The sequence below is a fragment of the Bacillota bacterium genome, from assembly GCA_013178305.1.
In the GTDB taxonomy this organism is placed as follows: Bacteria; Bacillota; Sulfobacillia; order JABLXB01; family JABLXB01; genus JABLXB01.
The window spans coordinates 101,169-126,275 of the sequence record JABLXB010000002.1; the positions used below are offsets into that span (position 1 = coordinate 101,169).

The following is a 25,107-nucleotide window of genomic DNA, read 5'->3' on the forward strand; positions in this document are numbered from 1 at the left end:
CAGGCGTGAGGAGGGGGTAATGTTGAGGCAGCGGGGCAGTCCGGTGTATCCGGTACTCTCGAGATTCTCCCCCCTCCTTCTCCTGGCCGCTTGGGAGGCCGCGTCGAGGGCGGGCCTCCTCGACCAGCGCTTCTTCTCCGCGCCGTCCAGGATAGCGGCCTCGTTCGGCGAACTCCTGGCGTCGGGCGAGCTGGTGCTCAATTGCGCGGTCAGCCTCTGGCGGATCGCTGCGGGGTTCCTCCTCGGCGCAGTGCCCGGCGTCGCGGTCGGGTTGACAATGGGCCTGTTCCCCGTGGTCAGGGCGTTCCTCGAGCCATCCATGGCGGCCGTCTTCCCTATTCCGAAACTCGCCATACTACCACTCATCCTGCTCATATTCGGCATCGGCGAAGCCTCAAAGATCGTGATCATCGCCATCGGCGTGTTCTTCCTCGTGATGTTCAACAGCATGGCGGGCGTGGTGAACATCGACCGCATCTACCTCGACGTGGCGCGGAATCACGGGGCCGGCAGGAAGGACTTTTACTTCACGGTCGCGCTCCCGGGCGCCCTGCCGATGGTGTTCACCGGGTTCAAACTGGGAATGGGCACCGCTCTCCTCCTGATAGTCGCGGCCGAGTTCGTGGGCGCGCGATCCGGGGTGGGCTTCATGATCTGGGAGTCGTGGGACATGTTCGACATAGAGCGGATGTTCGCGGGGCTGATCACCGTGTCCGGCATTGGATACGTCACGTCCGCCTGCCTGGACCGGCTTGAAAGGTTGGTCATCCCGTGGAAAGCATGATCCTCGTCGACCGCGTGACCAAGGTGTTCGAGTCGAGGGCCGGCGCCAGGAGGGTCCTGGCCCTCGACGGCATCTCCCTTGCGGTGCCGCCGGGCCAGTTCCTGTGCGTGGTGGGGCCGTCGGGGTGCGGCAAGAGCACCCTTCTCAGGATCCTCGCGGGCCTGGAACACCAGTCCTCGGGAACTGTGCGTGTATTCGCCGGGGGCAACGGCCGGACGGCCAACACGATGGTGTTCCAGGAACAGTCGGTCTTCCCGTGGATGACCGTGCTGGACAACGTCGCATACGGTCTGATGACACGCGGCGTCCCGAAGGCCCAGAGGGAGCGGGCCGCACGTGAATTCATAGCGAGGATGGGGCTCTCACGGTTCGCCGGCGCTTACCCGCACCAGCTCTCGGGTGGCATGAAGCAGCGGGTGAGCGTGGCCCGCGCGTTCGTCACCGACCCTGAGATACTCCTCATGGACGAACCATTCGGGCTGCTGGACGAGCAGAACCGCCTGCTCCTGCAGGAAGAACTACTCCGGATATGGGAGGGAACCAGCAAGACCGTGGTGTTCGTGACCCACAGCGTGGATGAGGCGATCTCCCTGGGAGACCGGCTGGTGGTGATGACCGCCCAGCCGGGGAAGATAAAGGCCGACCTCGACGTGGACCTGCCGCGCCCGCGCGAGCTCGCAGCGCTGAGGGGTAGCCGGAGGTTCGCCGAGCTGTTCGCGTACGTGTGGGGGCTGCTGAAAGAGGAGGTCACGCGCGGCGATGGAGCAGCGGGGCCGCCCCCTGCTGGAGCGGCCCGTTCCAGCACTAGTCTAGAACCGTCACCTTCGTGACGACGTCCCCGGCGAGGCGAACCACCACACTGGCGCCCTGCTTGAGATCACGCGGTGTCAGTGACTTCGACCCTTCCTTTATGATAACGTTGGGTATCATGGAGTACGTCGTCGTCCCTGCTGATGTCTTGAGACGGAGCCTGTAGTAGCCGTCGTCGAGGACAACCGAGGCCACCTGACCGAGGACGTCGGACGTCGTTCTCTGTTTGATGGTCACCTTGCGAACCTTCGAACTCGAGACTCTCAGCGAAACCTGGTCACCCACAACGACGTCCTCGATCTCGAGGGGCAGCCCTTCAAACTCGACGCTTACGGTTGTGTATAGTTCGAGAGTCTTGCTGGATCCATTCGAAGTCTTGATCGTGATCTTGCGCGTCGAGGTGTCGAGGCTGAGGCGGGTGACCTCGCCGGTGTAGTCGCTCGATGACACGCTGCCGGCCTCTATCCGGACGGCCTCCCAATCCTGCATCCCTATCTCGACCTCGTCGTCTTCCCGCAGGGAATTGAGGCTCACGGATTCGCCATTACGTTTGATGCTGGCGTTCTCGCTGACGATGATCGCTTTCGTTGAGCCGTCACCGGTCTCAACTATCAGGCTGTACCTGTCCGACCGGACCGACAGGATCGTCCCCGTGATGACCTCATCCTCCGAGATAGCTTCTGCCAGGATGCCGAACGTGACCTTGACTACCTCCCCCGAAACGATCTCGAGGGTTACCCTGTCACCAGCGCGAATGTCCTCAACCCACGATTCCCTGCCCGAGGTGAGTCGCACCCTGCAATCGTCGGCGATCCTGTACGTGCGGGTCCGTCCGTCATTGTCGCGCATGGTGATCTCGCGGTAATTCTTGAGCTGGATCGATTTCACCGTGCCTGCGACCAGTTGAGAGGCATTGGAGTCATCATCAACATCTTCACCAACATCTTCATCTTCGTCCTCGTCTACGTCCTCGCGGTCGTCATTCTCTTCAGTATAGTCATCGATTTCCGTCGAGCCGGGCCAGCCGGCGATGTCGCCCGTACTCGCGTCAATGACGCTGGCCTCGTCGTCGCCCGATTTCAGTACCACGACCCTGTATCCCGAGCGCAAATTACCGAGTGCAGCATATTTGTCGTCAACGAGGATCAGCGCGAGAGGCGACACGTTAAGCGTGGTACTGCCACTGAACACCTCGTCCTCGTCGGCGTCCTTCCGGTTCCCGGACCACCACTCGCGGTCGTAGAGCCTGATGGACATCTTCTGCTTGTCGGTGTCGACCGAGGATATGACGCCCCTCAGTTCGGACGACGCCCTTGGCGCCATCCACTCGTCGCACCTGTCGAGAATCACGGCCAGTTCACCCCTGGTCACGGAGTAGTTCGGCCTGAAATTGTTGTCCGACCCGGTCATGATGCCCTTGTCCCGCATCACCGCGACATAGCCGACCTTGTTCGCGGGTATCAGGTACTCGTCGCGGTAGCCGAGCGTAGCCGACATCTTCGCCAGCGCCGCTGACTCCAGGCCCATCGCTCGCGTGAATACCTCAGCGGTCCACAACCTCGTCGCCAGCTTGTCGGGCTGGAACCTGTCGGATGAGGATCGGAGGATACCGTGGTTCAGCGCCGCCGACAGGTACCCGGCCGCCCACGAGTAGCTCGACCTGATGAACGCCTCGTCGGCGAACGGCAACGAGCTGCCCGACCGGGACTCAGCCTCGTCATCCGCGTCGATGAGCTTCACGGCAGCCGCGATGAGGTCGACGCGGGATACCGAGGCGTTCGGTTTGTACCGGCCGTCGGAGTACCCCGATATGAGACCCTTCGCCTTCATCTTGGCCATGTAACCGACCGCCCACGGGGCTTCGTCCTCGTCCAGGAACATCTTCTTGAGCCATCCCGGCCCCCACACGTCCCTCGAAGCCCCCGCCCGGCCGGAGGGTACGAGCGCGCCGGCGGCCAGCACGCCTACCAGCGCCACGGCTGCGAGAATACGAGTTCTCACGGACAACCCTCCTGTCGAAACGCTTGAACTCGGCGTTCTGCGAAACGCGCCCACGCCGACATTCTTCGCCCGGCCAGAACATTCTCCTCTTCCCCGGCTATCGCCTGGCGCTACATCCAGCCTCTGACAGTGATAGGGACGTTGCCCGTGGCGAATTGTTCCGAAAAACGTCGAGGACAGGCGGTCGAAAACACCGCCTGTCCTCGGGCTTCGTTTCATGGCCCCAATCCCTGGACTCAGCCGATGAAATACTGGGTCCAGTAGTGGCCGTATGTCCCTCCTGTCACGTGGCCCACGCCTATCGTCGTGAAGTTGGGGTTCAGGATGTTTGCCTTGTGACCCGCGCTGTTCATCCACGCGTTCATGACTTCCTGCGGCGTCTTCTGGCCCGCGGCGATGTTCTCACCGGCGGTCCTGTATGAGATGCCGAAGTTCTTTATCATCTGGAACGGCGAGCCGTACGTGGGGGACTGGTGCGAGAAGTAGTTCTTGTCCCTCATGTCGGCCGCCTTGAACCGCGCGACCCTGGAGAGTTCCGCGCTCGCCTGGAGAGGCCTCAGCCCCGCCTTCGCGCGCTCGGTGTTGACGAGATTGACTATCTCCCACTCCCAGCCGCTCATCTGCATCGACCCGACTCCGGTAGACGGAGCGGGCGACGGCTTGGGCGCGGGCTGCGCCGGAATCGGCTTGTAGCCGTATCCGTAGTAGTATGGGTAATACCCGTAGTACCCGTACGAGTATCCCGCGGCGTGCGCGGTGGACGCTACGGACAGAAGGGCTATCGTAAGGACGGCCGTGATGACGAGGCGCGCCATGGTTCTGGTAGTCTTTCCTGTCAAGACGATCGCTCCTTTCCCTGCGTATTGGCTGTTTTGATACAGCCCCGCTATTGTAACACGAGCGATCGCCGCTTTTCAGCCTGTAATTTGTGCCAGAACGCTGGGAGAACGGTCCCTCAACGCACAGCAACGCGCGCGGCGCGAATCCCTTCACCGGGCTTCCGGGTGGTCTGCCACTCCATCGTCCGGCTGTTCGACCGATCGGCCCCTCGCTGCTTCGCCAGGGAGGACGCCGGGCGCGGCACGTTCCTGGGGCGAGACCAGGGCGGCGGCCCCCGCCACGGCGCCGGCGATATGAAGGCCTGCCGCCAGCGTATCCCCGGTCTCGTCGAAATCGGGGTTGTATCCGGTTAGCGCCGCGCCCACCAACCTGAACCTCGAGGCGACGTGACGGCACGCCTCCGCCACGGTCTCGGCCGGGAGCCCCCAACCCGCCCTGGTGAACTCGTTGGCGGCTGCCTTGCCTGCGCCCGTGACGTCGATGTCGATGTGCAGGTACACGTTGCGGACGCGGGTCGAGAGACCGTCCAGGGTTGGCACCAGCGCATCGGCTATTCCGTCGCGGGCGATCTGTTCCGCGCTCACTACGGTGACCCCCGAACCAACCAGGAACCGCTCCTCGCCTTTGTCGATTTCCCGTACCCCTGCAAGCACGACATCCTGCGCGGAGACCGGGCGAAACCCGGGCACCCTCCGTACCAGGGACCTCCAGCTCAGGCCCGTGGCGGCCGACAGGGGCATCCCGTCAAAGTATCCCGACAGGGTGGTGTCGGGTGTGTTGAAGTCGGCGTGCGCGTCGAACCAGACGATCCCGGTGTCCCCGTTACCTGCCCCGGCAAGGACCCCGAGACACGAGTTGCAGTTGCCGGCGAGTACCAGCGGGAACCCTCCCGAGGCGACGGTATCTCTCACAATTGCGGAAAGCATAGTGACAACTTCCATGGCAGTCCCGATCTCGTGCCTGAACGTCACGTCCGAATCCCAGCGCCGGAGGCGCGCCTCCCGGCCGCTCTCCACGACGGCCCCCGCCACGACGCCCTCTACGCCCGCTTCGATGAACCGCGCGGGACCGGCACCTACGCCTACGCTCTTGCGACCTAGATGATACGGGACCTCGATAATCACGATCGGTCCGGTGGAATCCATTTCGCTTTCCCCCTCGCGTACGGGTCACGCAATAAACAACTCAATCTTAGGAGGCGGCACCGGGGTCTGTCAACAACGCAACGGCCTCCAGAGTTAAGCGCAGGGTTAACCATTATTTTAAGGACACTCAACATGACCTCAGCTCGCCTCCAATAGAATGAAGCTGGTACAATCGTACCAGGACTTCCACAATATTAACGAAATGGAGGAAATTCGATGAACAGGCAAGGCAGGGCTATCTGTCTCGCGCTCAGCGTGTGCATCCTCGTAACCCTGTCCAGCGGCTTCAGCCTGGCCGCAGCCGGCGCCGTCAAGAACGTAATCGTGCTCGTCCCGGACGGGTGCGGGTCCACCCACACGACGCTCGCGCGGTGGTACAAGGGAAGCCCCCTGGCGCTCGATGAGGTCCTCACAGGCGGCGTCAAGACCTATGCGGCCGAATCGCTGATCACGGACTCGGCCCCTGCGGCCACAGCGTTCGCCACCGGCTACAAGTCCAACTCCAAGTTTGTCTCCGTCCTGCCAGAGAAGGTCACCATCCCGGGCCTGGCGCAGCAGGGTGACCCATTCAAGCCTGTTGCGACCGTACTCGAGGGCGCGAAGCTCGCAGGCAAGGCGACGGGCATCGTGGCCACGTCCAACATCCAGCACGCGACCCCGGCGGCGTTTTCGTCCCACAACTTCAACCGGAACGACTACAACGACATCGCGGAACAGCAGGTTTACCAGGGAATGGACGTCGTGCTCGGCGGCGGCAAGAAGTACCTCCTGCCGAAAAGCGCGGGCGGCGCCCGCACCGACAACGAGGATTTGGTCCAGGTACTCCGCAGCATGGGCTACGATATCGTTGAGAACACCGGCGCATTGATGAACTCCTCGGCGTCCAGGATCTGGGGCATGTTCGCCGGCGACGCCATGGCATATGACATGGACAGGGATCCCGCGAAGGAGCCCAGCCTGGCGCAGATGACGCAGAAGGCAATCGAGGTTCTCTCCAAAGATCCCGACGGGTTCTTCCTCTTCGTCGAGGGCAGCGAGGTAGACTGGGCGTCGCACGCCAACGACCCGGTGGGAGTGATCGGTGACGTGCTGGCGTTTGACGCGGCCGTCATGGTCGCGCTGGACTTCGCGAAGAAAGACGGCCAGACGCTGGTCGTGGCCTTCACCGACCACGGCAACGGCGGCATGAGCATAGGCTCGAAGCAGAGTGATCACAACTACGACAGGCTCCCCTATTCGGCAGTCCTCGACCTCCTGAAGAAGGCCAAGATCTCGGGCCAGGGTCTCGAGGCGAGGCTCAGCGCCGACAGGAGCAACATCATTGAGGCGGTTGCGCAGTACTACGGCATTACCGACCTGAAGCCCGAGGAGATCGAGGCCATCAGGACGGCGAAACCCGGCAGCATGAACTACGCGGTCGGGCCCATCATCAGCGGTCGCTGCAACGTCGGGTGGACCACGACCGGCCACAGCGGAGAGGACGTTTTCCTGTACTCATATGGACCGTCGAAGATAACCGGGCTCGTTGAAAACGCGGAAATAGCTGCGAAGGTCGCGGAGGCGATGGGGTTCTCGCTCAACGACCTTAACTCGAAGATGTTCGTGAAGGCCCGCCCCGCGTTCGAGGCACTCGGCGCGAAGGTGGACTGGAACAATATCGACGCCGCTAACCCTGTACTGGTGGTGGAGAAGGGTAACGTGAAGGCCGAGCTCCCCGTCAGCAAGAATGTCATAACGATCAACGGAGGAATACGGTACATGAAGGGTCTGACCGTGTTCAGCAGGGGCACGACGTTCGTACCCCGGGAAGCCCTGGACCTCTTCGCCGCCGTGGCGAAGTAGCAGCGGCATTGGCAGCGGCGTCACGAGTAGCAGCGCCACGCGCCCGGTGCGCCAACAGCGCGACCGGTGGCACAGGAGCCCGGGCAATGCCCGGGCTCCATCATGTCGCACGGAGGCAGTCACTCCCGCAGTCTCACATTGCGGACCCGGCTGGCAACCATCCGGCCGCCCTCACCGGTGGCCGTATACCTGCCAGAAAGTGACCTCTTCCACCGCCTTCTTGGGCGGCGGTTCGGGCCAACGGAGGGCTTTGCCCACCATGACCATGGCCATGATCTGCATATCCCCGGGAACGCCGACCAACTTCACGAGATCCTCCAGGCGGCTCTGCAGCTGTCCGTCGACCCAGCAGGCGCCGTGACCCATTGCGGTCGCAGCCAGGAGTATCGTCTGTATCGCGGCCCCCGCGTCTTTCGCGGCATAAAGCCAGTTCTTCGGCATCAGCACGGTGATTATGGCGCTCGCCCCATCGAAGTAACCCTGTTCGTTGGTGGGGTATTCCTTCCTCGCCCTGGGGAGGAGTGAGAGGATCTGCGATACGATGCCTCTATCCGTGGTGATCACGAAATGCCACTTCTGGGCATTGGTCGCCGCCGGCGCGAGCCTGGCGCATTCAACCATCCTCAAAAGATCGGCGTCGGGTACCGGCTCCCCCGTGAAGTTCCTGATGCTCCTGCGTTTCGCAATTGCCTCGAAGACGTCCACTGCGGCTCAACCTCCTGTGACGGTCGTGTGGGCGCGGTCGCCCGCCTCGCGTTGACCTCCCGGTGACCTGGATGTAGAATGTCGTTGTTGTCCAGGGAGGTAATACGATTTGAACATACCGTTGATAGGACTCCCCGCGTCCGGAAAGAGCTCGCTCTTCGCGCTCCTCGCCCGGTCGCGGTCCGGTAACGGAAAAAGTAACGGCACGGGTGTGGCAAGAGTTCCAGACCCCAGGGTGGATTTCCTCTCGGGCATGTACAGCCCCGGGAAGACCACACACGCCCAGGTGTGCCTTCAGGATAACCCCGGCTACTCGGCCGCCGCCGCTGCATCGCTTGCCCGGAAGGCCGATGCCGTCGTGTTGATGGTGGGCGCTTTCGCTGCCGCCGCGGGCGACGGCCAGGTAGTGCGCGAATTCGATTCGCTGCTGTCCGACCTGGTGATCGCGGACCTGGCGCAGGTTGAATCAACCCTCGAGCGAATGCGCAACCCCAGAGGAGGCCCCCACCGGGACAACGAAATCGCGGCGCTTGCCCAGGTGCAGGGCGTCCTCGAGTCAGGCCTGCCGGCATCCCTCGCAAACCTGAGTCCTGAGGACCGGACACTCCTCGGCGGGTACGGCCTGGCCACCTGGAGGCCCATCGTCGTGGCCGTCAACCTCTCGGAAGAGCAGCTCGGACAGGCCGGCTACCCGGGGAAGGCCGAACTCGCCCGCCGCTGCCGGGAGTCAGGGGGGCAGATGGTGGAATTCGGCTGCCTCGTTGAGAATGAGATCGCCTCTCTCCCGCCGGAGGATCAGCAGTCGTTCCTCTCGGAGTACGGACTCCAGGAACCCGGAATACACCGTCTGGCCAGGGCCGTGTACGAGAGTATGGGTCTCGTCTCGTTCTTCACCGTCGGGGAGGACGAGGTCCGCGCCTGGCCGTTGAGGCGGGGATCGAATGCCCGTCAGGCCGCCGGGAAGATACACAGCGACATCGAGCGGGGCTTCATACGGGCCGAGATCTTCTCCTTCGACGACCTCGTCCGGCTGGGTTCGGCGCGCGCCGTGAAGGAATCCGGGAGGTTGCGCCTGGAATCCAGGGATTATATCATCCAGGACGGAGACATCTGTTCCTTCAGGTTCAACGTGTGAATCCGGTCCGGGGAGGACGGGCTGTCGTTGAACAGGTTCCTGTCCGCTCTTGCGGGTATCTGCTCGAAGCACCTGCTCGACACGAAAGTGCTGGTAGTGCCGTCCAGACAGGCCGGCATACAGGCGGGTGAGGCGCTGGCGCGCGGGGGGACACCGTGGGTGAACCTCCGCACGATGACTCCGGAGGACCTGGCCCTCGAGGTGATCGCGGGCATCCTCAAGGAGACCGGCCGCCGGCAGGCCACAGACACGATGTGCCGCAGTCTCATGCTCAAGATCATTCTCGAGTTGTCCTCATCCGGCCGCCTCGCGGGTTTTGAGCGCCTGAAGGCCGGCCCCGCGGTGGCGGAAATGGTGTTCCGCTCCATACGCGACCTTTCCATGGCGGAAGTGGACCCGGCCATCGCGGACACCCCCGTGCGTGACGCCGCGTGGCTTTATTCCCTGGGACTGGAGTCGAGGCGCTGGGTCGACTATCCATCGCTACTGAGGTGGGCAGCGGACTCCTGCTCAACCGCCGGCTCCGTTGGCGCACCCCGCGCCGTGTTCATGGTGCCGTCCTCCGCCGCGTTCAAACCGCTCGAGTGGAGGCTGATCAGAGCGGTCTCTGGCGACCGCTGCCTGGCCATCCCGTCGGACGAAGTGCACGGGCTGGCCGTCCCGCCCTCGAGGAGGCACAGGCCGTGGCCCGCGGAATCCCGGGCAGGATCGCCGTCCGCCGCCGGATCCTCGCCATTCTCCTGGCTCTACGCCCCGGATCAGGCACCCGCCCCGGGAGGGTCGCCCGGCGAGTGCGTTCGCCTGCACCTTTTCTCGGCCACGGGGGGCGCGAACGAGGTGCGAGAGGTTTTCCGCCGCATCGTTTCCGCCGGCATACCAGCCGATTCCGTTGAGATCGTGTACACGTCGGGCGATGTCTACGTCCCGCTGATCTACTCCCTCGGAAAGCAGTACGGCCTCCCCGTGACCTTCGCGGGTGGAGTCCCCGTTTCACTCACGGGCCCCGGCCGCGCCTTGTTGGGGTTTATAGACTGGCTGTCATCCGATTTCTCGGCGGCTGCCTTCCGCCGCATGATCGTATCGGGGGATCTGGTACTGCCGCCCTCCGCAGGCGGCGGCGCTCCAGGCGCAGCCCGCCTGTCGCGGGTACTCGTGGAGGCAGCCGTTGGATGGGGGCGCGAGAGGTACACGACCGGTCTGGTGTCGCTGGCCGAGCGCTACGATCTCGACGGAAGCGGCGCCGCGCGCCGGGATGCGGAGGCCGCGAGATACCTGGCCGCGGTCACCGGGGCGCTGATCGACGCGGTCCCCGACTTGACGGGGGCGGTCGACGTGGCATCCATCGCCGGGGCGTGCAAGGTGTTCGTGGAATCCTTCTCTCGCGGGGCGAGCGAGGAGGACCGCGAGTCCCAGCTCACGCTGGTTCGCGAGATGGAGGAGCGCGCTAGCGTCACCGGGATCGTCCTTCCGGCAAGAGATGCCCTGCGATACGTCCGGGATTGGCTGCTGGAGCTCACCACAGCCCCTTCCACGCCGGAGGCGGGGCGGGTCCACGCCTCGCACTACGGCACGGGTGGCGTCAGCGGTCGCCCGAACACCTACGTCGTGGGACTTGACGCGGGGAGTTTCCCCGGGGCCGGAGCACAGGACCCGGTACTGCTCGACGAACTGAGAACAGTGCTCAGCCCGCAATTGTCGCTTTCGGCCGAAAGCCCGGCTGAGAACACATATTCAATGGCGTCCTTGCTCGCGGGCATCCGCGGAAACCTCACCCTCAGCTATTCCTGCTATGACGTGGTCGACGGCCGCGCGTGCGCCCCCGCGGCGGTGGTCCTCCAGGCCCACCGGCTGAAGACCCGGAGGCATGACGACTACACGGCGCTTACCGCGGCGGTCCAGCCGCCAGCCGGCTTCGAGGCGGCGGCCGCGCAGGTCGCGCTGAATGACGCCGAATGGTGGCTGCAATCCCTGACCGTCGACGAGTCGTTCCGGCGCTGCACCCCACGGGTGGCCGCGGCGTACCCGGGAATACGTCGTGGGCTTGAAGCGGAGGAGGCGCGGAACGGAGACAGCGTAACGGAATACGAGGGGTGGATCGACCACCCGTACGACCTGGGTACCGCCGGGGGGACGCGGCCGGCGGCCTCCGCGACCAGCATCGAGGACCTCGCGCGCTGCCCGCTCGCGTTCTTCTTCAAGTACGTCTTGAGGGTCAGGTCGCCCGAGGAGTTGCTCTACTCCCCAAACCGCTGGCTCGACCCCTCCTCCAGGGGCGAGCTGCTACACCGGGCGTTCCGCGAAGTGCTTGAAGGGATCGTCCTCCGCGGCGAGCGCGTGGACAGGTCTAAGCACCATACCGAAGCCGTCGAGGTAGCGAAGCGCCTGGCTGAAGAGTACCTCGCCAGGATACCCGCACCCAGCCGGGCCGTATTCGAGCAGGAGCGCCGCGAGATAGTGTCCGCGATGGACGTGTTGCTCAGGATGGAAGAGGAGTCGAGCGACGAGAGCAGCCCCGCCCACTTCGAGCTCGAGTTTGGCTCCGGCCGCGCGGATGTGACCCCGCCCTGTTCCGCGGACCCCGTGGAGATCACGATCGAGGACGGGCGCGCCATGGCGGTGCGTGGCCGCGTGGACCGGGTCGACCGCCTGGTATCCGCGGCCCCCGGAGAGGAGTACGCGGTGTGGGACTATAAGACCGGCGGCTCGAGGAGGTACGGCGACAACGCCCCATTCGGTGGGGGCCGGCGGCTGCAGCACGCGGTGTACGCTGTCGCAGTCGAAAAGATGCTCCGGGCGTCCGGCCGGCCGCGGGCTCGGGTCGTGCGATCCGGATACCTCTTCCCCACCGAGCGAGGCGAGGGCCGGCGCCTGGCATACGATGCCGGCAACCCGGCGAAGCTCCAGGGATTACTCCGCGCCATCGCCGACCTGCTGGCGGCCGGCGCTTTCACCCCAACTGATGACAGGGATACTTGCGACCATTGCGATTACGCCCCCGTGTGTGACGGCACGGGGGCTCCCGAAGTGGTCAAGCGGAAGATGGCAACCTCGCCCATCCTGGATCCGCTGCGGAGGCTCAGGAGCTATGACTAGGACGCCGCTACCCGACGAGGCCGCACGCCTCGCCGTAGCGACCGACCTCGACAGCACGATGCTCGTGGAAGCGGGCGCGGGCTCGGGAAAGACGGCGAGCCTCGTGAAGCGAATGGTCGCCCTGGTCGTGGAAGGGCGCTGCCCCGTCGAACGGATGGCGGCCGTGACGTTCACGCGGAAGGCGGCCTCCGAGCTACGCGAGCGTTTCCAGATCGAGCTCGAATCGGCCGCTCGCGCCGCCCGTACGGGCGAGACCGGCGCGGCGGGGCCGCGACAGCATCGCCTCGAACTGGCCTTATCCGATCTGGACCGCTGTTTCACAGGCACGATCCACTCGTTCTGCGCCCGCCTTCTGCGCGAGAGGCCGGTCGAAGCAGGCGTCGACCCCGATTTCGACGAGATCGAGGGCGCCGTCGAGACCCACCTGCGCAACACCTCGTGGGAAGAGCACCTGGATGGACTGCGTTTCGAAAAGGGAGAACCCATCCTGGAACTCGAGCGCCTCGGGGTCACCCTGGACGACCTCAGGCAGGTCTACGAGAGGATCACGCTGTTCCCAGACGTCGAGATCGTGCGCCGGCCGGCTCCGGCGCCCGATACGGCGGGCGTCAGGGCCCGGACGGAGGAGTTCCTGCGCTGGGCCCGGGAGAGACTGCCATGGATCGCGCCACCAAACGGTTGGGATGACGCCCAGGCTACGGTCAGGAGGTGCCTGCGCGTGGCCAGGGCGACCGACATCTCGCAGCCGCGCAACCTGTTCAACCTCCTCGGCATGCTCGACCGCAACGTCCGGGTTACCCAGAACAGGTGGCCGTCCAGGGCGGACGCGATCGAATTCGGCGAGCACCTCGAGCGGTTCCGCGAGGAGGTGGCCGCTCCGGCGCTCAAGGCGTGGCGCGAACACCGCCATTATCCCCTGATAGGGCTGGTACTCCCGGCGGCCGAGCGGTTCGCCGAAAAGAGGAGGGCGACGGCGCAGCTCAATTTCCAGGACCTATTGATGATCGCGTCAGCGATGCTTAGGGAGCACCCACATGTGCGATCATATTTCCAGAACCGCATCACGCACCTCCTCGTGGACGAGTTCCAGGACACCGACCCAATCCAGGCGGAGATAATGTTCTACCTCACGGGGACGGACGTCGAACAAAAGGATTGGATGAAGCTCGTCCCGCGCCCCGGGTCGCTGTTCGTGGTGGGAGACCCCAAGCAGTCCATCTACAGGTTCAGGCGGGCCGACATCGACACCTACAACACCGTGAAAGACCTGCTCTCCGCCTCCGGGGGGCGCATCGTGCGCTTGACCTCCAATTTCCGGTCCGTGCGGTCTATCGCCGGTTGGGTGAACAGCGTGTTCGGGGGCATGCTACCCCCTGCCCCCACACAGCAACAGGCCCAATTCGCCCCAATGGATCCGGTGCGTGAACCGCGCCCCGGGACGGTCTCCGGCGTGCGCAGGATGACCGTGCCCGCCGTCTACCGGCACAACTCGCTCGACATCGCCTCAATCGACGCGGAGCAGATCGCGGGCTGGCTCCGCCACGCGTTTGATGCGACCTCGCTCTCGCCCGGGGACGTGCTCATCCTGACCATGAGGCGAAGGCACCTCGGCGTCTACGCAAGGGCGCTCGAGAAATACGGCATCCCGTTCGGGACAGCCGGTGGCAACGCATTCGCGGACTCAAAGGACGTCAGGGAGTTCCTCAAAGTGCTCAGGTGCATCGCCGAGCCCGATAACCCGGTCCTGCTCGTCGCCGCGCTACGTGGCGCCTACTTCGGCGTGAGCGACAGGCAGCTGTATGAATTCAGCGAAGCGGGCGGCGTCTTTTCGCTGCTCGTCGTGCAGGAGGGTTCCGGCGCTGCGCCTGATGCGGGGTCCGGCGCAGTGGTCGAGGAGTGCGTGCGGACGCTCTCCCTGTTGCACACGCTCTCGTGCCACGCGCCGCCGAGCGCGGTCATCGACACCGCCGCCTCGGAACTCGGCGTAATCGCGCTGGCGGCCTCTGGCGAGATGGGGTCGAGCCGCGCAGGCAACGTGCTCAAGTTCATCGAGATGGCGAGGAGCGCCGAATCCAGGGGATATGCGACGTTCAGAGAGGTCGTCGCGTTCCTCGATCTGGCGGTGACTGAGGGCGAGGTTGACGAGATGTCCGCCTTCCCGGTCAGGCGCAACGCCGTCCGCCTGATGAACCTGCACAAGGCCAAGGGCCTCGAAGCCCCCGTCGTCTTCCTGGCCGACCCCGCCGGCGAGAGAGACCACGAACCGACCGAACACGTGGCGCGCGGCGAAGGCGGCCGCACCGCACACTTCACGATTTTCCGCGAATCCGGCCGCGGTCGCGAGGTGCTCGCAGTCCCGCCCGGCTGGGACGAACTTCGGGCCAGGGAAGAGCTGTTCCAGGAGGCCGAGAGGCGCCGCCTCCTCTACGTTGCGGGGACCCGCGCGCGGGACCTGCTGGTGATCAGCGAGTACGCGGGAAAGCCGGAGGCGAGTCCGTGGAATGCGCTGCTTGAGGGCCAGGACATCGAGGAATTGGCGCCGGCCGTCCCTCCTGCCGTCGTAGCCCCGGCGAAAGCCTGGGTGCCGCTCACGGCGCCTGAGTCCAGCGGCGACCCCGCGATGGCCTCCCGGCTCCGGAGAGAGGCGTTGCACAGGGTCACGATCCCCACCTACTCCGTGATCGCCGTCACAACCTGGGTGGACCGGGCCCGCCGCGACCTGCCGCCGGGGGAGCGTGCGCCGGAGCAGGCGACGCGGACCGCGCCGGCGAGCGTGGCCGGCCCCCAGGGCCCTCTCGGAGTGGGGGCGGCCGCCGGCAGGACGGCGCACCGCGTGCTCAGGGCGATCGGAGAAAATGAAGCGCTCGAGGCCGATATGCCGGCCGTGGTGCGCTCGATGGCGGAGGATGGCGGCGACGAACCCGGCGCGGTCGAAGGCCTCATCAACCTGGTTGTGCCCGTCGTACGCTCGCCGCTGTGGTCCCGCATGCGGAACGCGGAGATGAGGCTGTTCGAAGTGCCCTTCGCGACCCGGGTGGATGCCGGGTCACCGCTGACGGTGGTCACCGGCGTGATCGACCTTGTGTTCAAGGAGGCGGATGGCTGGGTGCTCGTTGACTATAAGACGGACACCGGCGCGGACGACCGCGAGCTGTTCCAGCGCTATGCCGCGCAGGTGCTGGCGTATTCGACATTGTGGGAAGACCTCACGCGGGAGCGTGTCAAGGACGCCTACATAGTAAGGTGCGCCACCGGCGGAGCGGTGGCGGTGCCTTGCACCCATAAGCTGGACAACGCCTGGGGCCAGTGATATGATATGTGCAGCGCTTTTTGCGCAAAGCAAATAGTTTGGAGGTAAGAAATTGCGAGGTACGGTAAAGTGGTTCAACGCTGAGAAGGGCTACGGATTCATCAGCAAGGAAGACGGCACCGGAGACGTTTTCGTCCATTACACCGCCATCCAGTCCGAGGGCTTCAGGAGCCTCAACGAGGGCGATGTCGTGGAGTTCGACGTCGAAGAGGGACGCAAAGGCCCGCAGGCCCAGAACGTGACGAAGGTTGTCTGAAACTGTAATACAGTGATAATGACAATCGAACAGAACTGCCGCTCTGGGGCGGCAGTTCTGTTGTTTAACGGGGCTGGACCCGGCTGTTCGGGCCGGATGCCCTACTCCATCTTCTTGATCCCGTCAGCGCGGGCGTCGCCCTCCCGTGTTACGAAGGTCTTGCAGCAGGTATCCATGCAGCTTTTCACCGGTGTGTGCGGGAAATCGGCCGCCTGCAGGGCGTTGAAGGTGTGGGGCGTGGTATCCCCGGTCCTATCGGAACTCACCATTATCTGCTCCGCGTTGCAGTAGTTGTCCTTCGCCCAGTAGTGGCAGTTGTTCACGCTGCACCTGATGGCTTTGTTTGCCACGGTATCACCTCCGGTTCTGTTTTTCCCGAACGTTACGTCAAGTATACTGTGCTTTACTTACGTGCGGCTGTCCGCTAGGATGTGGACAAAGGTTGCCAAAAATCGAGGCAAGGAACACAGACACGGGAGGGTCACATCATGTCACAGTTCAAGGTGTTCGTCACGCGAGAGATACCGCGGGCAGGTCTTGACCTGCTGGGAACGAGGTGCGAGTTCACGGTAGGGTCGTATGAGGAAAAGCCGCTCGCGGAGGCCGAGATAAGGAATGGACTGAAGGGGGCAGACGCGCTCCTTTGCCTCCTGACCGAACGAATCACGAGGGAGATCCTCTCCGACTGCCACGTCAAGATCGTCGCCAACGCTGCGGTTGGATACGATAACATCGATGTCAAGGCCGCGACCGAACTCGGTATCCCCGTCACGAACACGCCGGGAGTTCTCACGGAGACCACGGCGGACTTCGCGTTCTCCCTGCTCATGTCGTCGGCAAGGAGAATCGCGGAGGCGGACAGGTTCGTCAGGGCCGGGAAGTTCACCGGCTGGGGTATGATGATGCTCCTCGGCAACGACGTGTACGGCAAGACCCTGGGCATCGTGGGCATGGGCCGGATCGGGCGCGCGGTCGCGAAGCGCGGCAAGGGATTCGGGATGAAGATAGTCTACACTGACCAGGCGCGGAATCCCGAGGCAGAGGCCGAACTCGGCGCGGAGTTCGTCTCGAAGGAGACGCTGTTCAGGTCGGCCGACTTCGTCTCCCTCCACGTCCCGCTCACGCCCGAGACGCGCCACTTCGTGGGTGCCGCTGAGTTCGCACTGATGAAGCCCACCTCCCACCTGATCAATACTGCCAGAGGGCCGGTCGTCGACGAGCAGGCCCTGCTTCAGGCGCTCAAGGACAGGAAGATCGCCGGCGCCGGCCTTGACGTGTACGAGCGCGAACCTCAGGTGACAGCCGGCTTGATGGAACTGGACAACGTCACCCTCGCCCCGCACCTCGCGAGCGCGAGCGTGGAAACGCGGTCGCGAATGGCCACCATGGCCGTGGAGAACATCTTCGCGGTTATGGACGGCCGGCGTCCTCCGAATCTGGTAAACCCCGACGTCTACGCAGCGCGAGGCTGAGCTCGCTCTCCCGCCGCGAAAGAGAGAATAGGGGCAAGAAACGCCCCTATTCTCCCCCAACCAGATGAGCAAAAATCGGTGGCTACTCGACCTCCGGCTGGTAGAACACGCAGACGCATGCTCCAGCTACGTTGGCTGCTGCGACAATGCTGATAAGGGTTGCAAGGATGGTAAGTACCTTCTTCATGGTGTCACCTCCCCGCGAGTTGTGCGGTGGTTAGCCGCCGGTTTCCGCTCAAGGCCTCTCTAGTCGACGCCAACGGCATCAAGTAAACTGTCAACTCCCATTATCAGGCGGGCGCCGGGTTCCGTCACACTGCACGACTGCCAAAGGCAACCGGCGGCAACAGCACCTGCGATGGAAGACGCAAACGAGGAATGCCCTAAGTATTGGAGTGATAACAACAAGTAAGTCAGCAGAACGAAGACTGCTACCGGACGGAATCTCAGGTTTCTCAAGTCCCTCGAGTCTCGTGGGGCGGTCCGGGCAAACAGACACGCCGCCGACACAGTATAGGTTGCCGCGACAAAGATAGGACTCGTGGCCAAACCGTGGACAGCGGCGGCTTTCCCGATTGTACTGTAGACGACAACAGTCACCAGCGCGCACCTGCCGGAGGTGCTGCAGTGGGCCCCGGCCGAGAACACGCGCAGAATGAACGCGGCCGCAGCTGCGGTAAGGCCCTGGGCAAACGAGCCCAGAAGAAAAGACACCGCGGCTACCAGCCCCATCCCTGTAAGCCACGAGAACACGATGTCGAATCCAAACCGCAGGGTCTTTTCATGGGCGGCCCCCAGATCGAGTTGCCCAGCAAGCCACCGTCCTGCAGCCGCAGCAGCCGGAGTCGTGTTAAGCAGCCGGATGCGTCTTGCTTGCATGCCTACGAGTCCTCACTCCTCGAATCCAAAGCACGAGCATAACGTAGAGGGCCAGGACTGTCGGCGTCACAAGGCCGAAGACCGACCTCATAGCTATGTTAGCCAGCATGTCCTCGATGTGAATCCCAAGCACTCTGAGTACATAGAAGCATACGACTTCCTCTACAAATAGGAACAGCGTGAATCCGCCGAACGTGGCGCACGAGGCTGTCAAGAACGGTGGTCTGAACATGTAATAGATCAACGGAAGCAACACAAACATCATGAGAATAGTGTGAATTCCAAACCGTAGCGGCATGATCCGGATGACTTGAGCCGCAGTCGTGCCGATTACTCCAACGATCATGAGCCTCCTAAGATCGAATCTGATCCCCCAAGTTGCCATGCCGGCTGCGGATATTGTCATAAACTCGAGCCAGCCATGAATGATGGTTACTGCCAATGATGCTGCGTCCATCTGCTGCCTCCTCTACAAGCTCCCCCCGAAAGCCCATTTCTCTGGTCGTTTCCTGCAGTTTCGGCGAACCTGGCAGAATTACCTTCTGATGGTCCGCGTTTCCAGCAGGAGAACTCGTGTTTCCGCCGGAAAACCGCAATGAGTACGGGACTTGACCAATGGGATCTGACGGAGGTCATCGAGGATGGCTGAACGTGCTGACTGGATTCTGATTAACGCGACCATCCATACTGTCTCGTCTGGAGTTGCCCGTGCGATGGCACTGCGGGACGGCCGTGTCATGGTGGTCGGAGAGCGCGAGCTCGTTAAGGGTTACGCGGGCCCGCGCACGAGGGTCACCGACCTCGGCGGTGCGACGGTGGTCCCCGGACTGATAGATTCCCACCTGCACTTCGAGAAACTTGGGATGGCGAACCTGCAACTCGACTTCGCTCTGAAATCGAAGGACGAGACACTTGACATTCTGGCGGAGGCAGCGCGGGCAACGGCTACGGGCAAATGGTTGGAGGGCCGCGGCTGGAACAACGCGCTCTGGCCGGGCGGCGAGTACCCGACTCGTCACGACCTGGACAGGGTGAGCCCGTCCAATCCGGTGTTCCTCAAGAGGGCCTGCGGTCACGCATGCTGGGTCAACTCGCTCGCCCTGGCTATGGCCGGCGTGGACCGGAACACGCCCGACCCACCGGACGGCGAGATCGTCCGTGACGAGACGGGCGAGGCGACGGGTATCCTCGTCGAGAAGGCCATGGCGCTGGTGTCCAGGGTTATTCCCCCACCCGGCGCCGCCGAGCGCAAGAGGGCGATGGTGGAGGCGGACAGGCTCTGTCTCGCCGCCGGCCTCACCGGTATCCACGACGCGGGGGTGGACCTCGAAACAATCCCGCTCATCGAGGACCTGTTGAAGGAGGACGCCGTGCGCGTCCGCCTGTACGAGATGCTTCTCTGGGACGTCACCGGCCGTAATTATCTCAGGGAAGCCAGACCGGTCGCCAGCCGGTTCCATGACCGACTCACGGTGCGGTGTATCAAGGCGATCGCGGACGGCTCCCTGGGCACCCGCAGCGCGGCAATGCTGGATGGTTACTCCGACAGGCCGGATTGGTCCGGCGTCGTGAATTACTCGGAGGAACAGGTATCGGAAATGATAACCTCCTGCCTCGAGTCGGGGTGGCAGCTGGCACTCCACTGCATCGGCGACAGGGCGAACCGCCTGTTCCTCGACCAATACGAAGAGGCGGCGTGGGCCCGCGGCCTCGCGGGGCGGCCTACGGGTGACTCTCCGCGGTTCAGGTGCGAGCACGCGCAGGTGGTCGCCCCTGGCGACATACCGAGGTTCGCGTCTCTCGGCATCATCCCTTCAATGCAGCCCGTGCACGCCAGTTCGGATATGAACATGGCGGAATCCCGGGTCGGAGCAGAGAGGGTCCATGGGGCCTACGCCTGGCGTTCGTTCCTGGCTACGGGCGCGAGGATCCCCGCCGGGAGCGACGCGCCCGTCGAATCCCCGAATCCGTTCTGGGGGATCTATGCAGCTGTAACCAGGCAGGACTTCAACGGCAACCCGCCGGGCGGGTGGTACCCGGAGCAGCGTATGTCGAGACAGGAGGCGCTCCGCGCGTTCACTATCGACGCCGCGTACGCCGCATTTGAGGAGGACCTCAAGGGTTCGTTCGAGCCCGGAAAGTTGGCAGATGCGGTGATTATCGACCGGGACATCATGACCTGCCCCGCGCTGGAGATCCGTGACACCAGGGTCCTGGGCACGATCTCCGGCGGCAGGATGGTCTACAGGTCAGCCGATCTCGCTGTCCCCGAATGACGCTCAGGGTCGCGGCGAGCCAGCAGGTATCGGCCGTGTCACCGGGGAATACCTATTGACGCCCGGTGCCTCGCGAAGGAGGGCCCGCGCGCGGCAGGTGTACTCATGGCAACCCTGTTTCAGATGTTGAGCAAGCACTTTCTCGGCGGCATCAGATACGTGTGGATCGCGGCCCTCCCCGTGTCCGAACTGCGGGTCGCCATCCCTCTCGCGATACACGCCGGGGTCAATCCATTTGAGGCCTTGGCTTTGTGCGTAATCGGAAACCTCCTCCCCGTCCTGCCTCTACTGTGGGTATTCCAGCCGGTCACCTCGTGGCTCCGGAGACACGCCGCGCTCAAGCGGCCCGTTGAGTGGATGTGGGCCAGCAATCTCAGGAAATCCCGCTCGATCCGCGCTTACGGCCTCGTGGGGCTCGCCGTGTTTGTCGCCATACCGGCTCCCGGTACGGGCGCGTGGACGGGGGCAATCATTGCCTCTCTGCTCAAGATGCCGTTCTGGTCTTCGGCGGTTGCCCTTTCCATGGGCGTCGTGATCGCGGGGATAATCGTGACGGCCCTCAGTGTCATGGCCCTCTAAGCCCCCATGAAAAGGCCGAGCGCCCGGGCGGTTATTCCCCGGGCGCCCTGGGTGTCGATCAGAAGTCGCCGAAGATGAGAAGGATCAGGATCAGGAAGATGATGAACGCGAAGTTCCCTCCGAAGAAACTGCCGCCTTTACCCTCTACCACTGGTGTACCCCCCTTTCACTTGCACCTGCATTTTATGCGGGGGGCTATGCAGCCGTTACATAAGTGACGCTTACGGCTACACCGCTTGCTGCCGCGCCGCTTACGGCTACACCTCTTGCGGCCAGGGCGGGGCCGCTCAATGCTCAGGGCAGTCCCCGCGAGAGCAACCTCTCGACGAGCCGCACGTCGGCTCCAACCATCCGCCCGTCGTCCAGTTCACGGAGGCCTTCAAGGTCCACCCACCTGACGGATTCGCACTCGAGGGCTCGGGGCTCCCCGTCAACGATGGCGCACCTGTAGCACAGCAGCAGGACGCGGGACTCAGGGTAATCGTGGAAGAAAGCGTGATAGATGTCACCCGCCCTCACTTCTATACCGAGTTCCTCGCGGAGTTCGCGCTCAATGCACTGTTCGGGGGACTCGCCCGGCTCGATTTTCCCGCCCGGGAACTCCCACTTGTACGCCAGGTCGGAGCCTCTCCGCCTCTGCGCGATCAGCACCTTCCCCTCCCGCTCGACGATGCCGGCCGTGACGATGACGGTCGGGCGGGCACGTTCGTCTCCATACTGCAACACCTATTCCTCCATCGTGGCTCCCCCGCGGCGTGGCGCGGAGGACGTCAAGTACGCGAACAACGCGGCCGCCCCTACCATCACGGCCGCGGCGAGATAGAACGCCGGAGCGGGGTCCCCCGAGGGCGTGGCCAGGAAGCCAGCCGCAACAGGCCCGAGGCTGCCTCCCACCAGCGCGACACAACCGTGCAGCGATGATGCCGCTCCCCTATACGATTCCCCAGCACACTCTATGATGATCGACAAGAGCGACGGGTTTACGAGGCCCGAGCCCGCGCCCCAGAACGCGAACATGAGGGCCATGGAGCCCTCCGACCATGCCAGGGCCATGCCGCACGCCGCGATCGTGAGCAAGGCAAACCCCACCATCGTGAGCATCCTGGAAGAGAATCTCTCCGTGAGCCTCCTCAGGCTGAGCGCGGAGGCAGCCCAGGTAATTCCCATCGGGATCATGAGCAGCCCCGCCAGGAAGCTCGAACCGCGAAGGCGCAGCGCGACCATGAACGGCGCCGACGTGAGGAGCACGAAGTACGCGCCCGTGGCCGCGAACTTCGCCACCAGCGCGGCCAGCATGGCTCGCGACCCAAGGACTGGTGCGAGCCCCCGGGCGTATTCCGCCGTGCCACGCCTCGACAAACACGGGCGGGGCAGGACTGCGACGCAGAGAACGGCGGCGGGGATGGCAAGCGCGTACACGGCAAACGGGGCTTTCCAGCCCAGTTGCGCGAGGGCGCCCCCCACGAGGGGGACGGCCACCTCCGAAATGGCTATCGTCCCCGTCACCGTCCCGAGCACCCTGTTCCTGTCCTGCGGACAGGTATAGGCGTCTCCGATGAGGCCGTAGACACTCGACATGAGGCCGGCGCCGCCGACTCCCTGCACGGCCCGACCCGCCAGGATCATCCCGAAATCCCTGGTGAACAGGGGCAAGACGCCACCGCCGGCGTACAGTAACAGCGCGGGGATGAGCACCCTCTTGCGGCCGGCGCTGTCGGCGGCCATCCCCACGAACAACGCGGAGATACCCGAGCTGATGGTGTAGGCTGTAATCAGCATCCCGACCACGGGTCGCGTGACGCCGAGGCCGGTTGCCACCAGGGGCAATCCGGGGACGATTATGGAGTTCGGCGTCATCGCCACCACGGTGACGAAGAGGAGCGCCGGGACGAGAAGTGCGTTCGAAATGTCCAACGGAACCACCAAGAGCGAATTCTCCTTGGCTTCGCGGTTTCCTGCCCGGGCCGGAGGCTGCCGTCGCGCACGGCGAGAAGGCCGCGGAGGTCCCGGCGTAGAACTCACATGCTCCACGACGGTTTCCCCGGGAGGTGTCGATAGTGTCAGGAGTGGCTCGAAACATCGCGGAGGGGCGGTTCCGGATCGGGATGGTGGGGTTCGGGAACGCCGGAAGGGAATTCGCGCGAATCCTCCTCGAGCGGGGAGACGAGCTGGGGCGTCAGGCCGGCGTCAGGCTGCTCGTCACCGGGATCCACACCCGCACCAGGGGAACGGTGTCCGACGGGGAAGGGATCGACCTCGCGGCCGCGCTCGAGCACCTCGACGAGACGGGCCGCCTGCCGTCCGCCGGGGAACACGCGCCGGAAACGAGGGATTCCGTCTCTTTCATCCGCTCGTGCCCCGCGGACGCGATAGTCGAAGTTACTACGCTGGACGTCATGAGCGGCGAGCCCGCTACCACCCACATCGAGACCGCCTTCCGCGTGGGGATGCACGTCGTCACGGCCAACAAGGGGCCAATCGCGTGGCATTACCGGCGCCTTGATGCCCTCGCCCGCGAGGCCGGGAGGCGGCTCCTGTTCGAGTCGACGGTCATGGACGGTGCGCCCGTCTTCAACCTGGTGAGGCGATGTCTCAAGGGGTGCTCCATAAGCGGTTTCACCGGCATCCTGAACTCGACGACGAACTTCATCCTGGACCGCGTCAACGCGGGGGAATCGTTCGATTCGGCCTTGAGGCGGGCGCAGGCAATGGGCATCGCCGAAGCGGACCCGAGTCTCGACATCGACGGGTGGGACTCGGCGGCCAAGACCGCGGCCCTGATGAACGTACTAATGGACGCCGGTGTGACCCCCCTCGACATCCGGCGGGAGGGCATACGGGGCGTCACCCGCCCCCGAGGCCCGCTCAGGCTGGTGTGTCGCGGCGGTCGCCAGGGCGGCAGCGTCCGGCTCGAGACCGTCCCCGAGGGGCACCTGTTCACGACCGTCGCGGGGACCTCATCAGTTCTCGTGCTCCATACCGACCTGATGGGTGATCTCGTGATCGTCGAGAACGAGCCGGGCGTCACGCAAACTGCCTACGGAATACTGAGCGACATACTGGAACTCACAGGCAATTAACGTCGCACCAACCCCCTGCATATTATGTAATGCTTAAACGGAATCAGGGGGGTTTGCATGATGAGAGGCACAACGAGAGCGCCGGCGACTCTTCCGGTAACGTCGCCGATCACTTCACCGTTGCCGTCGCCCGCTCCGACACCCGGCTTCCCGCCGGTAGTTTCGCCAATAGTCTCTCCCATCACCGAACCGATCGGGTCGTTCCCGCCTACCTGCCCGCCGATGTTCCCGGTCGCGCCGATAACACCGCCGATGTATCCACCAAGTCCGCTAATGCCGCCCGTATGCCCCCCAATGGGGCCTCTTTACCCTCCGGGCTACGGGTGGGCCGGCATGCCGGGGTATCCTTGTATGCCCGGGATGATCGGCGGGGAATACGCTGAGGCCTGCCCGCCCATGGGTGGCTACGGCGGAATGCCTGGCGGGATGATGCCGTACGGCGGGATGATGCCGTATGGCGGGATGATGCCGTATGGCGGGATGATGCCGTACGGCGGGATGCCGGGTGGAATGTACGGTGACATGTACGGCGGAGCACCCTGCATGTGCCCGAGGTGCGGGTACATGCACAGGTACGGCGAAGCACCGTGCGGCACGCCAGGCGGGTGCGGTTGACGGCCGGCAATGGCACTCGTGGTCCGAGAACACAACGCAAGGAGGGTAGAGCATGGATAGCTGGGACTACTACGGAGATGACCCGGTGGCCTCGCAGCAGATGGGCTTCCCGTTCGGTTTCGGGTTCAGGAGGCCTTTCTTCCCTTTCTTCCGCTTCTTTCCGTTCTTCTTCTTCCCGTTCTTCTTCTTCCCACGGCGCCGTCGCTGGGGGTGGGGCAGCCCATGGTGGGGTGGCGGATGGGGTTGGTGATTGCGCCTTAAACTTGAGGGCCGGCATTGGCCGGC

Annotated in this window: 23 protein-coding genes; 13 read left to right on the forward strand and 10 right to left on the reverse strand. The window is 64.1% G+C overall.

Annotated elements, in window-relative coordinates:
* Nucleotides 1–19: 19 nt before the first annotated feature.
* Together HPY55_05855 and HPY55_05860 are read left to right on the forward strand one after the other, a co-directional pair.
* Nucleotides 20–784, forward strand: a complete 765-nt coding sequence (locus HPY55_05855; GenBank protein NPV70155.1) for an ABC transporter permease — start codon at nucleotides 20–22, stop codon at nucleotides 782–784.
* A complete protein-coding gene (locus HPY55_05860; GenBank protein NPV70156.1) occupies nucleotides 781–1,614 on the forward strand; it encodes an ABC transporter ATP-binding protein in 834 nt (277 codons plus the stop codon). The genes HPY55_05855 and HPY55_05860 overlap by 4 nt, the downstream gene beginning before the upstream one ends.
* Here HPY55_05860 and HPY55_05865 read toward each other — a convergent pair.
* From HPY55_05865 to HPY55_05875, 3 genes are all read right to left on the reverse strand, one after another.
* Nucleotides 1,589–3,595, reverse strand: coding sequence for an S-layer homology domain-containing protein (locus HPY55_05865; GenBank protein ID NPV70157.1), 2,007 nt, complete (start codon nucleotides 3,593–3,595; stop codon nucleotides 1,589–1,591). The two genes, HPY55_05860 and HPY55_05865, sit on opposite strands and share 26 nt — an antisense overlap.
* Nucleotides 3,596–3,831: 236 nt before the next feature.
* Complete coding sequence (locus HPY55_05870; protein ID NPV70158.1) at nucleotides 3,832–4,410, reverse strand: hypothetical protein; 579 nt, start codon at nucleotides 4,408–4,410, stop codon at nucleotides 3,832–3,834.
* A 174-nt stretch (nucleotides 4,411–4,584) separates the two neighbouring features.
* A complete protein-coding gene (locus HPY55_05875; GenBank protein ID NPV70159.1) occupies nucleotides 4,585–5,580 on the reverse strand; it encodes a hypothetical protein in 996 nt (331 codons plus the stop codon).
* 216 nt (nucleotides 5,581–5,796) lie between these two features.
* Between HPY55_05875 and HPY55_05880 the strand changes: the two genes are divergently transcribed.
* Nucleotides 5,797–7,422 (forward strand): alkaline phosphatase, encoded by a 1,626-nt coding sequence (locus tag HPY55_05880; GenBank protein NPV70160.1) that lies wholly within the window; start codon nucleotides 5,797–5,799, stop codon nucleotides 7,420–7,422.
* Between the two features lie 171 nt (nucleotides 7,423–7,593).
* On the opposite strand, the gene HPY55_05885 is transcribed toward HPY55_05880, so the two are convergent.
* Nucleotides 7,594–8,127, reverse strand: coding sequence for a hypothetical protein (locus HPY55_05885; protein NPV70161.1), 534 nt, complete (start codon nucleotides 8,125–8,127; stop codon nucleotides 7,594–7,596).
* 109 nt (nucleotides 8,128–8,236) lie between these two features.
* On the opposite strand from HPY55_05885, the gene ychF reads away from it, so the two are divergent.
* From ychF to HPY55_05905, 4 genes are read left to right on the forward strand one after another with little or no spacing between them, the layout of a single operon-like run.
* On the forward strand, nucleotides 8,237–9,262 hold the full coding sequence (gene ychF / locus HPY55_05890) for a redox-regulated ATPase YchF (protein ID NPV70162.1): 1,026 nt from the start codon (nucleotides 8,237–8,239) through the stop codon (nucleotides 9,260–9,262).
* A gap of 27 nt (nucleotides 9,263–9,289) precedes the next feature.
* The gene (locus HPY55_05895) at nucleotides 9,290–12,355 is read left to right on the forward strand and encodes a PD-(D/E)XK nuclease family protein (protein ID NPV70163.1); all 3,066 of its coding nucleotides are present in this window, start codon (nucleotides 9,290–9,292) and stop codon (nucleotides 12,353–12,355) included.
* Nucleotides 12,348–15,665 carry a UvrD-helicase domain-containing protein gene (locus HPY55_05900; protein NPV70164.1) on the forward strand — a complete coding sequence of 1,106 codons (3,318 nt, stop codon included), beginning with the start codon at nucleotides 12,348–12,350 and terminating at the stop codon, nucleotides 15,663–15,665. The genes HPY55_05895 and HPY55_05900 overlap by 8 nt, the downstream gene beginning before the upstream one ends.
* Before the next feature lie 52 nt (nucleotides 15,666–15,717).
* Nucleotides 15,718–15,921 carry a cold-shock protein gene (locus HPY55_05905; protein NPV70165.1) on the forward strand — a complete coding sequence of 68 codons (204 nt, stop codon included), beginning with the start codon at nucleotides 15,718–15,720 and terminating at the stop codon, nucleotides 15,919–15,921.
* 101 nt (nucleotides 15,922–16,022) lie between these two features.
* Here HPY55_05905 and HPY55_05910 read toward each other — a convergent pair whose 3' ends face one another.
* Nucleotides 16,023–16,244 (reverse strand): DUF1540 domain-containing protein, encoded by a 222-nt coding sequence (locus tag HPY55_05910; protein ID NPV70166.1) that lies wholly within the window; start codon nucleotides 16,242–16,244, stop codon nucleotides 16,023–16,025.
* A 165-nt stretch (nucleotides 16,245–16,409) separates the two neighbouring features.
* On the opposite strand from HPY55_05910, the gene HPY55_05915 reads away from it, so the two are divergent.
* A complete protein-coding gene (locus HPY55_05915; GenBank protein ID NPV70167.1) occupies nucleotides 16,410–17,393 on the forward strand; it encodes a D-glycerate dehydrogenase in 984 nt (327 codons plus the stop codon).
* 82 nt (nucleotides 17,394–17,475) lie between these two features.
* On the opposite strand, the gene HPY55_05920 is transcribed toward HPY55_05915, so the two are convergent.
* Genes HPY55_05920 through HPY55_05930 form a run of 3 tightly spaced genes read right to left on the reverse strand, consistent with a single transcriptional unit; the run spans nucleotide 17,476 to nucleotide 18,729 of the window.
* Nucleotides 17,476–17,580: a cyclic lactone autoinducer peptide gene (locus tag HPY55_05920; protein ID NPV70168.1), complete on the reverse strand. Its 105-nt coding sequence runs from the start codon at nucleotides 17,578–17,580 to the stop codon at nucleotides 17,476–17,478.
* A 59-nt stretch (nucleotides 17,581–17,639) separates the two neighbouring features.
* Entirely contained in the window at nucleotides 17,640–18,272 is a 633-nt protein-coding gene (locus tag HPY55_05925) for a hypothetical protein (protein ID NPV70169.1), read from the reverse strand.
* Nucleotides 18,244–18,729, reverse strand: coding sequence for a hypothetical protein (locus tag HPY55_05930; GenBank protein NPV70170.1), 486 nt, complete (start codon nucleotides 18,727–18,729; stop codon nucleotides 18,244–18,246). Before HPY55_05930 ends, HPY55_05925 begins: the two co-directional genes overlap by 29 nt.
* Before the next feature lie 184 nt (nucleotides 18,730–18,913).
* Here HPY55_05930 and HPY55_05935 point away from each other — a divergent pair, with 184 nt between their 5' ends.
* Both HPY55_05935 and HPY55_05940 read left to right on the forward strand, forming a co-directional pair.
* Nucleotides 18,914–20,548: an amidohydrolase gene (locus HPY55_05935; protein ID NPV70171.1), complete on the forward strand. Its 1,635-nt coding sequence runs from the start codon at nucleotides 18,914–18,916 to the stop codon at nucleotides 20,546–20,548.
* A 105-nt stretch (nucleotides 20,549–20,653) separates the two neighbouring features.
* On the forward strand, nucleotides 20,654–21,127 hold the full coding sequence (locus HPY55_05940; GenBank protein NPV70172.1) for a small multi-drug export protein: 474 nt from the start codon (nucleotides 20,654–20,656) through the stop codon (nucleotides 21,125–21,127).
* Nucleotides 21,128–21,421: 294 nt separating this feature from the next.
* Here the strand turns inward: HPY55_05940 and mutT are convergent, their stop codons facing one another.
* Nucleotides 21,422–21,853: an 8-oxo-dGTP diphosphatase MutT gene (gene mutT / locus HPY55_05945; GenBank protein NPV70173.1), complete on the reverse strand. Its 432-nt coding sequence runs from the start codon at nucleotides 21,851–21,853 to the stop codon at nucleotides 21,422–21,424.
* Nucleotides 21,854–23,053 (reverse strand): MFS transporter, encoded by a 1,200-nt coding sequence (locus HPY55_05950; GenBank protein ID NPV70174.1) that lies wholly within the window; start codon nucleotides 23,051–23,053, stop codon nucleotides 21,854–21,856.
* A 131-nt stretch (nucleotides 23,054–23,184) separates the two neighbouring features.
* On the opposite strand from HPY55_05950, the gene HPY55_05955 reads away from it, so the two are divergent.
* The 3 genes from HPY55_05955 (at nucleotide 23,185) to HPY55_05965 (ending at nucleotide 25,072) form a co-directional block, all read left to right on the forward strand.
* The gene (locus HPY55_05955; GenBank protein ID NPV70175.1) at nucleotides 23,185–24,207 is read left to right on the forward strand and encodes a homoserine dehydrogenase; all 1,023 of its coding nucleotides are present in this window, start codon (nucleotides 23,185–23,187) and stop codon (nucleotides 24,205–24,207) included.
* A gap of 351 nt (nucleotides 24,208–24,558) precedes the next feature.
* Nucleotides 24,559–24,822: a hypothetical protein gene (locus tag HPY55_05960; protein ID NPV70176.1), complete on the forward strand. Its 264-nt coding sequence runs from the start codon at nucleotides 24,559–24,561 to the stop codon at nucleotides 24,820–24,822.
* A gap of 52 nt (nucleotides 24,823–24,874) precedes the next feature.
* Nucleotides 24,875–25,072 carry a hypothetical protein gene (locus HPY55_05965; protein ID NPV70177.1) on the forward strand — a complete coding sequence of 66 codons (198 nt, stop codon included), beginning with the start codon at nucleotides 24,875–24,877 and terminating at the stop codon, nucleotides 25,070–25,072.
* The last annotated feature ends 35 nt before the right edge of the window (nucleotides 25,073–25,107 follow it).

Bases quoted from the DNA above. Each gene is read 5' to 3' on its own strand.
- HPY55_05875 (NPV70159.1), bottom strand. From the start codon at position 5,580: ATGGATTCCACCGGACCGATCGTGATTATCGAGGTCCCGTATCATCTA.
- HPY55_05935 (NPV70171.1), top strand. From the start codon at position 18,914: ATGGCTGAACGTGCTGACTGGATTCTGATTAACGCGACCATCCATACT.
- HPY55_05920 (NPV70168.1), bottom strand. From the start codon at position 17,580: ATGAAGAAGGTACTTACCATCCTTGCAACCCTTATCAGCATTGTCGCA.
- HPY55_05960 (NPV70176.1), top strand. From the start codon at position 24,559: ATGCCCGGGATGATCGGCGGGGAATACGCTGAGGCCTGCCCGCCCATG.
- HPY55_05930 (NPV70170.1), bottom strand. From the start codon at position 18,729: ATGGACGCAGCATCATTGGCAGTAACCATCATTCATGGCTGGCTCGAG.
- HPY55_05940 (NPV70172.1), top strand. From the start codon at position 20,654: ATGGCAACCCTGTTTCAGATGTTGAGCAAGCACTTTCTCGGCGGCATC.
- HPY55_05860 (NPV70156.1), top strand. From the start codon at position 781: ATGATCCTCGTCGACCGCGTGACCAAGGTGTTCGAGTCGAGGGCCGGC.
- HPY55_05965 (NPV70177.1), top strand. From the start codon at position 24,875: ATGGATAGCTGGGACTACTACGGAGATGACCCGGTGGCCTCGCAGCAG.
- HPY55_05870 (NPV70158.1), bottom strand. From the start codon at position 4,410: ATGGCGCGCCTCGTCATCACGGCCGTCCTTACGATAGCCCTTCTGTCC.
- HPY55_05915 (NPV70167.1), top strand. From the start codon at position 16,410: ATGTCACAGTTCAAGGTGTTCGTCACGCGAGAGATACCGCGGGCAGGT.
- HPY55_05880 (NPV70160.1), top strand. From the start codon at position 5,797: ATGAACAGGCAAGGCAGGGCTATCTGTCTCGCGCTCAGCGTGTGCATC.
- HPY55_05855 (NPV70155.1), top strand. From the start codon at position 20: ATGTTGAGGCAGCGGGGCAGTCCGGTGTATCCGGTACTCTCGAGATTC.
- HPY55_05900 (NPV70164.1), top strand. From the start codon at position 12,348: ATGACTAGGACGCCGCTACCCGACGAGGCCGCACGCCTCGCCGTAGCG.
- HPY55_05925 (NPV70169.1), bottom strand. From the start codon at position 18,272: ATGCAAGCAAGACGCATCCGGCTGCTTAACACGACTCCGGCTGCTGCG.